General features: G+C 65.9%; 12 protein-coding genes. 5 read left to right on the top strand and 7 right to left on the bottom strand.

The annotated features are described in order from the left end of the window. Entirely contained in the window at positions 1 to 879 is an 879-nt protein-coding gene (locus NIBR502771_RS05190) for a rhomboid family intramembrane serine protease (RefSeq protein WP_141158791.1), read from the top strand. Positions 880 to 1,422: 543 nt separating this feature from the next. Beyond that, positions 1,423 to 1,890: a carboxymuconolactone decarboxylase family protein gene (locus NIBR502771_RS05185; RefSeq protein WP_141158790.1), complete on the top strand. Its 468-nt coding sequence runs from the start codon at positions 1,423 to 1,425 to the stop codon at positions 1,888 to 1,890. 205 nt (positions 1,891 to 2,095) lie between these two features. On the opposite strand, the gene NIBR502771_RS05180 is transcribed toward NIBR502771_RS05185, so the two are convergent. Together NIBR502771_RS05180 and NIBR502771_RS05175 are read right to left on the bottom strand one after the other, a co-directional pair. Then, complete coding sequence (locus tag NIBR502771_RS05180) at positions 2,096 to 2,686, bottom strand: DNA-3-methyladenine glycosylase I (RefSeq protein WP_370871459.1); 591 nt, start codon at positions 2,684 to 2,686, stop codon at positions 2,096 to 2,098. 55 nt (positions 2,687 to 2,741) lie between these two features. Beyond that, positions 2,742 to 2,993: a cell division protein CrgA gene (locus tag NIBR502771_RS05175; protein WP_141158788.1), complete on the bottom strand. Its 252-nt coding sequence runs from the start codon at positions 2,991 to 2,993 to the stop codon at positions 2,742 to 2,744. Between the two features lie 173 nt (positions 2,994 to 3,166). Here NIBR502771_RS05175 and NIBR502771_RS05170 point away from each other — a divergent pair, with 173 nt between their 5' ends. Genes NIBR502771_RS05170 through NIBR502771_RS05165 form a run of 3 tightly spaced genes read left to right on the top strand, consistent with a single transcriptional unit; the run spans position 3,167 to position 4,772 of the window. After that, positions 3,167 to 3,961: a class E sortase gene (locus tag NIBR502771_RS05170; RefSeq protein WP_141158787.1), complete on the top strand. Its 795-nt coding sequence runs from the start codon at positions 3,167 to 3,169 to the stop codon at positions 3,959 to 3,961. A gap of 2 nt (positions 3,962 to 3,963) precedes the next feature. Next, a complete protein-coding gene (locus NIBR502771_RS20670; RefSeq protein ID WP_168223195.1) occupies positions 3,964 to 4,134 on the top strand; it encodes a hypothetical protein in 171 nt (56 codons plus the stop codon). Continuing rightward, positions 4,131 to 4,772 (top strand): aminodeoxychorismate/anthranilate synthase component II, encoded by a 642-nt coding sequence (locus NIBR502771_RS05165; protein WP_141158786.1) that lies wholly within the window; start codon positions 4,131 to 4,133, stop codon positions 4,770 to 4,772. Before NIBR502771_RS20670 ends, NIBR502771_RS05165 begins: the two co-directional genes overlap by 4 nt. Before the next feature lie 28 nt (positions 4,773 to 4,800). Here the strand turns inward: NIBR502771_RS05165 and pknB are convergent, their stop codons facing one another. The 5 genes from pknB to NIBR502771_RS05140 are packed head-to-tail and all read right to left on the bottom strand — an operon-like array spanning position 4,801 to position 13,023. Next, positions 4,801 to 6,774 (bottom strand): Stk1 family PASTA domain-containing Ser/Thr kinase, encoded by a 1,974-nt coding sequence (pknB, locus tag NIBR502771_RS05160; RefSeq protein WP_141158785.1) that lies wholly within the window; start codon positions 6,772 to 6,774, stop codon positions 4,801 to 4,803. Positions 6,775 to 6,789: 15 nt separating this feature from the next. Continuing rightward, positions 6,790 to 8,520 (bottom strand): protein kinase, encoded by a 1,731-nt coding sequence (locus NIBR502771_RS05155; RefSeq protein WP_141158784.1) that lies wholly within the window; start codon positions 8,518 to 8,520, stop codon positions 6,790 to 6,792. After that, positions 8,517 to 9,977 (bottom strand): penicillin-binding protein 2, encoded by a 1,461-nt coding sequence (locus NIBR502771_RS05150; protein WP_141158783.1) that lies wholly within the window; start codon positions 9,975 to 9,977, stop codon positions 8,517 to 8,519. Before NIBR502771_RS05150 ends, NIBR502771_RS05155 begins: the two co-directional genes overlap by 4 nt. Next, positions 9,974 to 11,362: an FtsW/RodA/SpoVE family cell cycle protein gene (locus tag NIBR502771_RS05145; protein ID WP_141158782.1), complete on the bottom strand. Its 1,389-nt coding sequence runs from the start codon at positions 11,360 to 11,362 to the stop codon at positions 9,974 to 9,976. Before NIBR502771_RS05145 ends, NIBR502771_RS05150 begins: the two co-directional genes overlap by 4 nt. Next, a complete protein-coding gene (locus tag NIBR502771_RS05140; protein ID WP_141158781.1) occupies positions 11,359 to 13,023 on the bottom strand; it encodes a PP2C family serine/threonine-protein phosphatase in 1,665 nt (554 codons plus the stop codon). The genes NIBR502771_RS05145 and NIBR502771_RS05140 overlap by 4 nt, the downstream gene beginning before the upstream one ends. Position 13,024: the final 1 nt, after the last annotated feature.

Raw genomic sequence — 13,024 nt, 5'->3', positions numbered from 1 at the left:
ATGAGCTACGGAATTCCGTCGGCCGAGCCGTCCGCCCAGGTCCCGGTCTGCCCCCGGCACCCGGACCGGCCGTCCTACGTACGGTGCCAGCGCTGCGGGCGCCCGGCATGCCCGGACTGCCAGCGGGCGGCCGCCGTCGGATTCCAATGCGTTGACTGCGTCAACGAAACAAAACGTACGACGCCGGAGGTGCGGTCGGTCTACGGCGGCGCCGCAGCCACCGGGAAGCCTTTGGTGACGTTTGGCATCATCGCAGCGTGCGTAGCCGTCTACGCCCTGCAAATGCTCATTCCTGGCGACTGGGTCTACAAGCAGTTTGCCTACAACAACATTTTTGTCGCCCCGCAGTACGGCGCCTTCGAGCCCTGGCGGATGGTGACGTCAGCCTTCCTCCACTCCCCGGACTCCTTTCTGCACATCCTCCTGAACATGTACACGCTGTGGATCTTTGGGCAGGCACTGGAACCGGTCCTGGGCCGGGCCCGCTTCCTTGCGGTGTACTTGATCTCCGCCCTTGGCGGCTCGGTGGGGTACCTGCTGCTAAACCCTGTGCTGGTTCCCGGCCAGGGCCTGGTGGGGCTGGTCGGCGCTTCAGGTGCCATCTTTGGCCTCTTCGGTGCCATGTTGCTGGTTCAACGCCAGCGGGGCGGCGATACACGGCAGCTCTGGGTCCTGATTGCCATCAACGGCGTCATTGGCTTCCTGATCCCCCACATCGCCTGGCAGGCCCACCTGGGCGGCCTCATTACCGGTGGTCTCTGTGCCGCTGTCCTTGCCTACACGCCGCGGGGACGCCGCCAGGGCCTCCTCCAGGCACTCGGCTTGGCCGCAGTGGTGGTGCTGCTCGTCGCAGTGAGCTGGGCACGGGTGACGCTCTAACCCTTTTCGGCCTGCGGACAAACACTATGCCCCCGTCACCCTCCGGTGACGGGGGCATTCGTGTTTTCCACAGCGTTTATCCACAGTGTTGGTAACTTACATAGCTGTAGTTCATTTGCTGGATCGGCTACTCCCGGCGATCCTCGTCCATTACGAGGCGTACCGGGCACCCTTTCTCCACATCTGTGGATAACCTGTGGGGATATTGCTGTGCGTAAGTGGATAAGCCGCCACTTTCGGGCACTCCTGTGGATAAACCGGCGGGAACATTGCCGGCAGGAGGCGGTGCACACCCTGTGCGGGACGTTATCGACAGCTGTATCCACACTGTTAATAAGTGACAGCACTGTTGTTTGGGCCGGGATCGAGCCCGCCGGAGTAAGGCTGGAGTCCCCGGGAGAGCCGAGTGTCCACGAAGTTTCCCACATCTGTGGATAACTTGTGGGTATCGCGTTGTTGGTAAGTGGACAACCGTCCCCAGTGCCGGACGGCCGCCAGCCTATGATGGTGGCCTGCCAAGCCGTTCAACCGATAAGGACTCCCGTGAGCGCCACCGAACACCTGTACTTGGACAAACAGCACCCGGCCCTCTGGAGAGCCATCAGTGGGTTGGGACTGAAGGTCCAGGAAGCAGCAGAAGAGGCCGGACTGGGCCGGGGCCTGGTGGAACTCCTGAATGTGCGCATTTCCCAGCTCAACGGCTGCGCGTATTGCCTGGACCTCCATGTTCGGAAGGCTGCCGAGGCCGGTGAAACCCCGCAGCGTCTCGCGGTCCTCCCCGCATGGCGTGAAACGGCACTCTTCACCGACCAGGAGCGCGCCGCCCTGGCCCTGGTGGAAAGCATTACAGAACTCCCGGACGAACGGTCACGGGAGCACGCGGAGGCTTATGCGCGGGAGCGGCTCAGCGCCGCGGAGTTTTCGGCCGTGAGTTGGCTTGCCGTGACCATGAATGCCTTCAACCGGGTGTCCATCACCAGCCACCACCCGGTGCGGCGGGACCGCCCATAGTTCCGGCCATCGGGCGTCCCTCCACTCGGGCCCTGCACTTTTCCACAGGTATTCCACACTGTTAATAACCACATCTGGCCGGCAGGTTTCCCGGAAGAGGCCCTGCAGGGCGGTGCAGCGGAATCAGTTTCGATCGAAGGGGGAGGTTTTCCCCATTGTGGATAACCTTCCCAACAGCTGGGGAAAACAGTCTGTGCCAGTGCCTTTAGGCCTCAATGGGCCACACGCCGGAAGATCCCCGGCGGTGGCTTTGCAGGAGGTGGGTGTCCACCATGCCGATGGCTTCCATCAGGGCGAACATGGTGGTGGGGCCTACGAAGGAGAATCCGCGCTTTCGAAGCGCCTTGGACAGGGCCACCGACTCTTCTGATTGGGTGGGAATATCGGTTATTGCCTGTGGCTTGGGCGTGCTGGCCGGACGGAAGCTCCACACGAAGTCCACCAGTCCGCCGTCGTTCCTGAGCTCCTGGGTTGCTTGGGCGTTCTTCACCGCCGCCAGGATCTTCAGCCTGTTCCGGATGATGCCGGGGTCCTGCATCAGCCGCTCCACCTCCGGGGCGCCAAAAAGCGCCACGGCATCCGGATCAAAGCCGGCGAAGGCCGCGCGGAAGGCCGGCCGCTTTCGCAGGATGGTGGCCCAGGAAAGACCCGCCTGGAAACCCTCAAGGCAAATCCGCTCGTAGAGGCCCTGCTCGTCAGTAACGGGCAGCCCCCATTCCTGGTCGTAATAGTCGCGCATCAGCGGATCCGTGGCAGCCCAGGCAGGCCGTGCCAGGCCATCCTCGCCAACGATCACGCCGGTGGAATCAGGAGCCAGTGGAGTCCTCCTTGGAACAGTTCCGCAGCAGGGGCTAGGAGCGCCAGCGGGTGGTCATCAGGAACCCGACGATGGCGATGCCGAAGCCGGCAACGATGTTCCAGGACTGCCAGGCCTGGACCGGGAACCGTCCCTCGCTGATGTAGAACGTGATGATCCAGAAGAGGCCGATGATCATGAGGCCGAACATGACCGGCTTGAACCATACGGGGTTGGGCTTGTAGGCCTGCGGTGATGCCGGCTGGGCGGTGCTGGCGGTCTTCCTGCGAGGCTTTGACTCGGGCACTGGCTCTCCTTGGCGGACTGGGCAAGCTCGGCGGCCCGGGCTTGGTATCCTGCAAGAAGGAAATTGCCAGCGGTCTGCGCGATCTTGGTCAAATCTGGATTCTTACTAGCAGCCAATTCTAGCCGCAGTTGATGGGCAGCCGGTGCCCAGGGTAAACGCCCGGAGGAGAACGCGTGGTATTGCAGGAGAAGGCGGGGACCGCCACCGCGCCCGCATCCCGTCGAGCCCTCCTGCCCGGCATTATCTCGGTGCTCGGTGAACTGTTGATCACCGTTGGCGTCATCCTCCTGCTCTTTGTGGCGTGGCAGTTGTGGTGGACCAATGTTGAGTCCGATGCCAAACAGAGCCAGGTCATCAAGGAATTCGCCCAGGACCTGGGCACCGCAGCCCCCGCTCCCTCGGCCTCAGCACCGGCGTCGCCTCCTGCCGCCGGGGAGGACTTTGGAAAGCCCGTGGTGGGCACGGCTCCCGGCCACGCCGGCACCATCGGCATTATGTACATCCCCAGGTTCGGTCCCACCTACACCCGTCCGATCGTCCAGGGGACAAGCCAGGACGTCCTGGACACCCTGGGCCTGGGCCACTACAGCAACACCGCCATGCCCGGCGCCGTCGGCAACTTCGCGGTGGCCGGCCACCGCCAAACACATGGAGCCGTGCTGGACAACATCCACACACTGGTCCCGGGTGACAAGATCTACGTCCAGACCAAAGACGGTTTCTACGTCTACGTCTTCCGGAACAACCAGATCGTGATGCCGTCCCGCACCGATGTCCTGGAACCGGTTCCCACCCGGCCGGGTGCCGCGCCGACTGAAAGCTACCTCACCATGACAAGCTGCAACCCCCGCTTCGGAGCGGAAGAACGCATCATCGCCTACGCCCTGCTGGACAGCTGGCGCCCCCTGGCGGCAGGACCACCGGCCGAGATCGCGGCCCAGGTGGCAGCAGCCACCGGAAGGAGCTGACCGTGTACGCCTGGATCTTCCGCCACCTCCCCGGGCCGCTGTGGCTCAGGATCTTCATCTCGCTGGCACTGGTATTCCTTGCCCTGGTCCTGATGGTCCAGTTCCTGTTCCCCTGGATGTCCCATTTCACCCCGTTCACCGACTCAACGATTGGTTCCGCAGACCAGCCATGACCACAACCAAGATCCTTGTAGTGGATAACTACGACAGCTTCGTCTACACCCTGGTGGGCTACCTCCAGGAACTCGGCGCCGAGACCACGGTGGTCCGCAACGACGACGTCACGCTCGCCGAGGCCATCGAACTGGCCAGCACCCGTGACGGCGTCCTCATTTCCCCCGGGCCCGGAAATCCCGCCGAGGCGGGAGTCTGCATCGAGCTGATCAAGTGGTGCGGTGAAAACAGCGTTCCCATGTTCGGCGTGTGCCTGGGCCACCAGGCGCTGGCGGAGGCTTTCGGCGGCAAGGTGACCCATGCCCCTGAACTCATGCACGGCAAAACGTCCAAGGTGGAGCACATCGGCACCAGCGTCTTTGCCGGGCTCCCCTCCCCCGTCACGGCCACCCGCTACCACTCGCTGGCCGCGGTCCGGGAATCCATCCCGGACGTCCTGGAAATCACGGCGCAGACCGCGTCCGGGGTGGTCATGGGGCTGCAGCACCGGACAGCACCATTGTGCGGGGTACAGTTCCACCCGGAATCGGTACTCACCGAGGGCGGGTACCAGATGCTCGGCAACTGGCTCGAATCGCTGGGCATGAAGGGCGCCGCTGCCCGGGCAGCGAAACTGAGCCCGCTGATCCAGCAGTAGCCGGAGCTGCCGGACCGGCCAGGACGCGTCAGCCCTTCTTGGTGGGTTTGGGCGTCGGTGTTGGCGTGGGGGTGGCGGTTTCCGTTGGCGCGGGCGGTGGCGGCGGAGGCGGCGGTGCCTTGGCCACCACGACAGTGATGGTCTTCCCCTGCGGTACGGCAGCGTTGGCCGGGTCGCTTTGGTCCGTGACCTTGCCGGGCTCCACCTGGGAGTTTTCCACCTCAACCACCGACGGCACCAGGCCGAGCTCCTTCAGTGCTGCCTCGGCTTCGTCACGCATCAGGCCCCGCAGTTCCGGGACCACTACCTTTCCGGTGGACACGATCAGCTCCACGCTGGTGCCGACACCGACGCTTTGCCCGGGGGCCGGGTTGGAGGTGATGACGATTCCTGCCGGAACCGTGGCGCTGTTGGCGGTGGTGGTCGAGGGGGCGCCCACCAGCCCCACCTGGCGGAGGATGTCCCGCGCCGCTGCCTCGGTCTTGCCGGGGAGGCTGTCAGGGATCTTCACCGAACTGGGGCCGTCCGAAACGTTGAGGATGACCTCAGCTCCAGGATCCAGCGAACCGCCCGCCGCGGGGTCCGTCCCGATCGCGGTTCCCTTGGGCACTGTGTCGTTTGCGGACCGTGCGATCCGCGGCCGCAGGCCGGCGTTGTACAGCTCCTGCAGTGCGGCGGTTTCCGTCATGGACGCCACCGCCGGGATGGACACCTTGGGCGGCGCAGGAGCGGGCCGGTTGACCGTTTGGTACAGCCACAATCCGCCGCCGGCGAGGATCAGGAGGGTGAAGATCACCAGGGTGGCGATCCAGGCACGACGCCGGGACTTCTGCCGTGTGCTTTGCTCACGTTCCGTAGCGAGGCCCAGCGGGAGCGCGCCGGCCCCATACGCGTCCGCCCCGTGCTCATCGGCCAGTTCCAGCGGAGCCGCCGCTCCGCCGTCGTCATGGTACAGGTTGGTGGCAGCCAGCCGCCCGGTGGGGGCATCGTCGAGGAAGCTTGCCCCTGTGGCGGCGAACGCCTCGGTGGGTGGCGGCGCCTGCGGAACGTGGTCATTGGGATCGGTGGGCGCCTCTGACGCCGCCACGGCCGGCACGGGAACACCGGCTTTGGCCGCGCGCAAGGCGCGCCGGAAGGCCGCCGCGTCCTGGAACCTGTCGGCCCGGTTCTTTTGCAGGGCCTTGGCGAGGACGGTGTCCAGCGCCGGGGACACATCCGGATTGAGGCTGCTGGCCGGTTCCGGGATTTCGCGGACATGCTGGTAGGCCACGGAAACCGGGCTGTCCCCGATGAACGGCGGCCGCGAGGTGAGCATTTCGTAGAGCAGGCAGGCAGCGGAATAGAGGTCGCTGCGGGCATCCACCGTCTCGCCCCGGGCCTGCTCCGGCGAGAGGTACTGGGCGGTTCCCACCACAGCCTGGGTCTGGGTCATGGTGGCGGAGGAATCGGCGATGGCGCGGGCAATGCCGAAGTCCATCACCTTTACCGAGTCGCTGCCCGGGCAGTACATCACGTTGGCCGGTTTGATGTCCCGGTGCACGATGCCGGCCTTGTGGCTGTACTCAAGGGCTGCCAGGACGCCCAGGCAGTAGTCGATGGCCTGGCTGATGCTGACCTCGTTGGCGCGGATCAATTCACGCAGGGTCCTGCCGTCAACGTATTCCATGACGATGTACGGCACCCGTACGTCCTCGGCGGAACCGTCATGGACCACATGCTCGCCGGTATCAAAGATGGCGACGATGGACGGGTGGTTCAGGGCGGCCACCGCTTGCGCTTCACGCTTGAAGCGTGCCTGGAACTGCGGATCCCGGGCCATGTCCGGCCGCAGCAGCTTGACGGCAACGGTCCTGCCCAGGCGGGTGTCCGTGCCCTTGTAGACATCCGCCATGCCGCCCCGGCCAATGAGGTTACCCAGTTCGTAGCGACCGTTCAGGACACGCCGGTTATCCACCGGAAGGCTGTCCTCCCGGTGTAACGGTGTGCGTGGCGACTCATTCACTGGCTGGTCCCGAGATCAGGGTGCGCAGGTAGGGGGCGTCCCGGGCGTTTGGCCGGCCGCGCAGGTTGCCAGGGGCGAGATGGGCGTCGGTCCGGCCACGGGCGCGGACGACGTGGGGGCAGGGGTCGGTGCTGCGGTGGTGGGCGCAGGGCTGGGAGCGGTCGCGTAGACGACGGTGATCAGCGAACCCTTGGGCACCGCTCCGGTGGGGTTGAGTTCCAGCACCGTTCCGGGCGTCTCCGTGCTGCTCTCCTGCGGAACGACGGTCACCTGCAGCCCCATGCCTGCAAGCGCAGCCTGGACCTGCCGGTAGTCCTTGCCGAGGTACGCCGCCGGAATGACGTTGACGGTGGCCTGGGTGGGCTGCGTGGTGGGTGTTGGTGTTGGAGTGTTGCGCGTCGGCGTCGGTGTAGCCGACTGGGTGGTCCGCGTGGGGGTCGCGGACGACGGCGGTGCGCTGCTGGCAGTGGCGCTGGAGCCGGGGTTCCCGGCCGGCGAGAAGAGTCCTGCCTGGTTCAGGAGGAAGCCCACCAGGGCGAAGAGCAGCAACAGGATCAAGGCGACCAGAGGCCAGGTCCAGGGGCTGCGGCCCTTGCGCCGGGGCTCGTCGGAGGGCCCGTCGTCGTACGTTTCCTCCTCCTGGTCCCAGTTCCGCTCGGCAGCCAAGGCGTTGGCGCGGGCCAGCGGGCCCTGCGCCCGCTCCGCGCCGTCCGCGGATGCACCGTGGGCGCCGGCAGCCATGGCTGCGGCCGCACCTGCTGCGCCCGCACCCATCACCGGCAGTGCCGACGTGGCGGTGGGCGCAGAATCCCGCTGCGTGCCAATCACGCCGGTGGGGGCGGTGGCGGTGTCAACAGGAGCCGTGATGGGTCCCGTCGCCGCGTCGAAAAGCAGCATGCCGGGCACCGCGGCGCGGGCGGCACCGACGTCCCCGTTGCGGATGGCCTCCGCTGCTTCGGCGAGCTTGATGGCGTTCGCCGGCCGGTCCTTGGGGTCCTTTGCCAGCATGGACATCAGGAGCGCCCGGACCGGCGCGGGCAGGCTTTCAGAAAGCGGCGGCGGGGCGTCGTTCACTTGGGCCAGGGCAATGGCGATCTGGGATTCACCCGAGAACGGGCGGTGGCCGCTGAGGCACTCGTAGCCAATAACGCCGAGGGAGTAGATGTCCGAGGAACCGGTGGCGGTCTGTCCCGTTGCCTGCTCGGGCGCCAGGTACTGCGCGGTTCCCATGACCTGCCCGGTCTGGGTGAGCGGCACCTGGTCGGCGAGTCGGGCGATGCCGAAGTCGGTGACCTTGACCCTCCCGTCGGGGGTGATCAGGAGGTTGCCAGGCTTGACGTCGCGGTGGACCAGGCCCTGGGCGTGAGCGACGGCCAGGGCGCGGGCGGTCTGCGCGATGATCGACAACGTACGGTCCGGCGAAAGCACCTGTTCGTGTTCAATGATGCTGCTCAGCGGCTGGCCCGGGACCAGCTCCATGACCAGGTAGGCCGAGCCCTCCTCTTCGCCGTAGTCGAAGACGTTGGCAATGCCGACGTGGTTCAGCAGCGCGGTGTGGCGTGCCTCAGCGCGGAACCGCTGGAGGAAGCCGGGGTCACCGGTGTACTCCTCCTTCAGCACCTTAATGGCGACGATGCGGCCCAGGACGAGGTCTTTGGCCTTCCACACTTCCCCCATGCCACCGATCGCAATCCGCGTGGTCAGCTGGAATCTGCCGCCGAGGGTGATTCCCGTTGTAGGCCTCACTTATTCAACACCGCCTCAAAAATCTTCTTCGCGTTGGGACTGGTCAGCTTTGCTCCCGCGTAGATGTCTACGCCTTCCATGACGATCGTGACGCTGACCTTCGGGTTGTCAGCGGGGGCGAATCCGGTAAACCACGAATTGTTGGTTCCGTTTCCGAGTTCGGCGGTGCCGGTCTTGCCTGCGACCTGGACGCCCGGGACGGCGGCGCCCTTGGCAATCCCGTCAGTCACCACGCTGGTCATCCATTCGGTGATCTGCTTGGCGATTTCCGGGGTGGTGGACGTCCTGAGCTGCGAGGGCTGCGGCTCGTCAATGACGCGCAGGTCCGGGGACCGGAGGGTCTTGACGAGGCTTGGCGCCATCTGGGCGCCGCCGTTGGCGATGGCGTTCGTCATCATATTGACCTGCAGCGGCGTGACCCGGACATCCTTCTGGCCGATGGCGGACTGGGCGAGCCCGGGCTTGTCCAGGTTGTCAGGGAACCCGTTTCCCGCTGCATGCCCCAGCTTCAGCAGGCCTCCCACGTCTTCGCCGAACCCGAACTTCTTTGCCTGGGCGGCGATGGCGTCGCGGCCCAGGTCCAGGGCGATGCTGGCGAACGGCGTGTTGCAGGACTGCTGCAGGGCGAAGGCGAAGCTGGCGGTGTCCCTGGTGTAGCAGTTGCCCCCGGCGTAGTTGGGCAGCTTGTACTGGATGCCGTCAAAGGGCATCTCCGCAGGGTTCGGCAGGACGCTGTCCTTGTTGTACTTCCCCGATGCCAAGGCCGCGGCCGTATCCACGAGCTTGAAGACCGAACCCGGGGCGAGGAGTTCGCCGGTGGGACCACTGACGTTCTGGTTCAGGTTGATGCCAGGGACCTTGACCAACTCGTTGATGTTGGCCCGTTCCGCGGCTGCGTCCTGCGTGGCCACCAGGTTGGGGTTGTAGGAAGGCTTGGACGCCATCGCCAGGATGGCACCGGTCTTGGGGTTGGTGACCACGATCGAACCGCGCTGGCCGTCCGGGATCAGGCTGTAGGCAAGCTGCTGGATCTGCGGATCGATGGTGAGTTCCACCGACGCACCCTTGGGCTGGTTTCCCAGGAAGAGCTGGCCCACCCGGTCAAGGAAGAGTTGGTCGGAGTTCCCTGCCAGCTCGGCGCCCATGGTCTGCTCGAGGCCCGTGGCTCCGTAATTCTTCGAGAAGTAGCCGGTGATGCCGGCGTAGAGTTCCGGCTGCGGATAGGTCCGCTGGAATTTGCACGTCTCCGAACCGGTTTCCGCCGACTCAGCCACGGGAGTGCCGCCCACGATGATGGCACCGCGGTCGTTGCAGTAGTTCTGCAGGATGGCGCGCTGGTTCAGCGGATTGGTCTTGAGGTCGTCGGCGCCCACCACCTGCACATAACTGATGGCGCCGAAGAGCAGCGCAAACATGGCAACTGCCGCTACCCATGAGTGTCGAATTGCCTGGTTCATGCCTGCTTCACCGCCTCGGTTGGAGTGTCAATGCCGTTTGCCGCCGCCGCCCCGGCGGGTGGGAGCGGGGTTGTATCCACCGGCCCGCGCGCAGCGTGGGAAATCAACAGGAGCAGCCCCACGATGATCCAGTTGGCCAGGAGGGACGACCCGCCGGCCGCCAGGAACGGGGTGGTAAGCCCGGTCAGGGGAATGAGGCGCGTGACGCCGCCGATCACCACGAAGCACTGGAGGGCCACGGCGAGGGACAGGCCGCAGGCGAGGAGCTTTCCGAACGCGTCGCGGGTGCCCAGGGCTGCCCGGAAACCGCGCGTTACGAACAGCAGGTAGAGCAGCACGATGGCGAACAGCCCGATCAGTCCCAGTTCTTCGCCCAGCGAGGCGATGATCATGTCGCTGTTGGCGAACGGGACCAGGTCCGGACGGCCCTGGCCAAGGCCGGTACCCACCAGCCCGCCGTTGGCCATGCCGAACAGGCCCTCGATGACTTGCCGGCTGCCGTTCTCATAGACATCGGGGGAGAAGGCGTTGAGCCAGCCGTAGACGCGCTGCTGCACATGGGAAAAGACCTGTGCCGCCACGAAGCCGCCGCCCAGGATCAGCGCCAGTCCGATCACCACCCAGCTGATCCGGCTGGTGGCCACGTAGATCATCACGATGAACAGGCCGAAGAACAGCAGGGACGAGCCCAGGTCGCGCTGGAACACCAGCACACCGATACTGACCAGCCAGGCCGTGACCATGGGCCCCATGTCTTTGAACCGCGGGAACTGCATGGGGCCGATCTTGCGGCCCGCAAGCAGGATCAGGTCACGGTTGGACGAAAGATACCCGGCAAAGAATATAGCCAGCGTAATCTTGGCGACCTCGCCCGGCTGGAACGTCATCGAGCCGAACCGGATCCACACCCGGGCGCCCAGGATTTCCCCGGCGCTGATTCCCGGGACAAGCGGCAGGATCAGCAAAAGAGCCGAAGCCGCCAGCGAAATGAAGGTGAACCGCCGGAGGATGCGGTGGTCCTTGAGGAAGAACACCACCGCGATGGCCACGGCCATGGCAATGAGGGTCCACCGGAGCTGGTTGTTCCCCGTGTCCTCGCCGGGAGCGTCCAGGCGGTGGATCATCGCCAGGCCCAAGCCGTTCAGTGCGATCACAATCGGGAGTATTACTGGATCGGCATATTTCGCCCGGAAACGCAGGACGCCGTGGAAAACGAGCGCGGCCACTGCCAGGAGGCTCGACTGGAACCAGAAGTCGGAGTCGAAGGCCTTTTCCTGGTCCACGCCTACCATCATGTTGGCGCCGATGCCGACGGCGAGGGCCACCAGCAGCAATGCCAGTTCGACGTTGCGGCGAGGCTTGGGCATGGTGCTTACCTGGCTCATTTGGCCGCCTCGCAGGTGATGGTCGGAGTGGGTGAGGGGGACGGGGCCGGCGGTGCAGGGGCAGGCGCGGACGCATCGGTTGCCGGCGGCGGGGCTGCCGCGGTGGCCGGAGGTGCGCTGCCCGGGGCCGGTGTCGGGGAAGCGGACACCTTGGGGCATTCCTCCTCGGGGGACGTGGTCCCGGTCAGCTCCAGGTTCTTGACGATGCGCTGTGCGTCGTACAGGTCATTGGCAGGGACCGTCTGGCGGACCCGCTGCTGCGAGAAGGGTGGAAGGGAATCCATCCGGATGTCCGTCACCGCTTCAAGGGAGGACAGCTGGATGGGACCCAGCCGCTGGGACACGCCGTTGTAGATGGCCACACGGGAATCGAACTCGCCCACGTAGTACCGGGTCTGGGTCCAGGCGTAGCCGAGCCAGAGGCCCACTGCCACCACAACCAGTACGGCGGCCGCGATGGACCAGGTCAGCCAGCGGCGGGGACGCAGCGCCGGCAGCGCGTCCTCTCCGTCCGCCGGTTCCGCCTTGTGGGTGAGGAGCGTGGCGGCCCGGCGGGCCACGGTCCGGCCTGCCACCGTGGGGATGGAGCCGGACTCCGCGGCAGCAGCGGCGGCACCCACCAGCTCGTGGGGGCGGGAGGCGAGTTCCTCCCGCAGGACCTCGGCAGAGAGGTGTTCGCCAAGATGGGGGTCGGTGCTGCCGGACTCGGCCTGAGGGGCGTTGGCGGCGTTGCCATCCTGCGGTTCCTTGGCTGGCCCGGAGCCGGGAGTGGCATCCCCGGGTTTGGGGGCGTGGGTTTCCTTGGGCTCGTTCGCGGCGGCTGCCGCGGCAGCGGGCTTGCTGCCCTGCACGGGAGGGATGATTTCGACGGCGGCCGTGCTGACGTCGTCGGGCGTTTCCTCCACGATGTCCACCATGACCACGGTGACGTTGTCAGGGGAACCGGCCTCGAGGGTCAGCTCAACAAGGGTTTCGGCGCATTCATGCAGGTTGTGGGTTTCGCGGACCGTCCGCTCCACGGCATGCGCGGCAACGTAGTTCAGGCCGTCGGAGCACAACAGCCAGCGGTCCCCGGGCCGGGCATCGAGGGTGTCCAGGTCCAGTTCGGGGCTGGCGTCGACATCGCCAAGGACGCGCATGAGGACGTTCTTGTGGGGGTGCGTTTCGGCTTCTTCAGGCCGCAGCCGGCCTTCGTCGATAAGCCGCTGGACGAAGGTGTGGTCCACGCTGACCTGCTTGAATTCACCGTCGCGGAGCCGGTAAGCGCGTGAATCGCCGATGTGGGCGAAGTGCAGCTTGCCGTTGGCCAGCAGGAGGGCGGTGACGGTGGTACCCATGCCCGCAAGCTTCGGGTTGATGTGCACCAGCTCGGAGAGGAGGGAATTGGCGGTCTGGATCTCGTCCGCCAGGACCGTTCCGGCATCGTCACCATGGTCCGGGCTGTCCAGGTGGATCATGTCCAGGACGGTTGCGGCCGAGGCGACGTCGCCGCCCGCATGTCCTCCCATGCCGTCCGCGACGACGGCAAGGTGCCGGCCGGCGTAGGCGGAGTCGTCATTCTTGGCACGTATCCGGCCGACATCCGACCGCGCGGCGAAGCGCATGATGAGAGGCCGCTGCGCCGGGCTGGAGCCGGTTGCGGGGTTTTCGGGAACGGCCACG

Source organism: Pseudarthrobacter sp. NIBRBAC000502771, assembly GCF_006517215.1.
Lineage (GTDB): Bacteria > Actinomycetota > Actinomycetes > Actinomycetales > Micrococcaceae > Arthrobacter > Arthrobacter niigatensis.
This window is presented reverse-complemented; position numbering and strand designations above follow the sequence as displayed.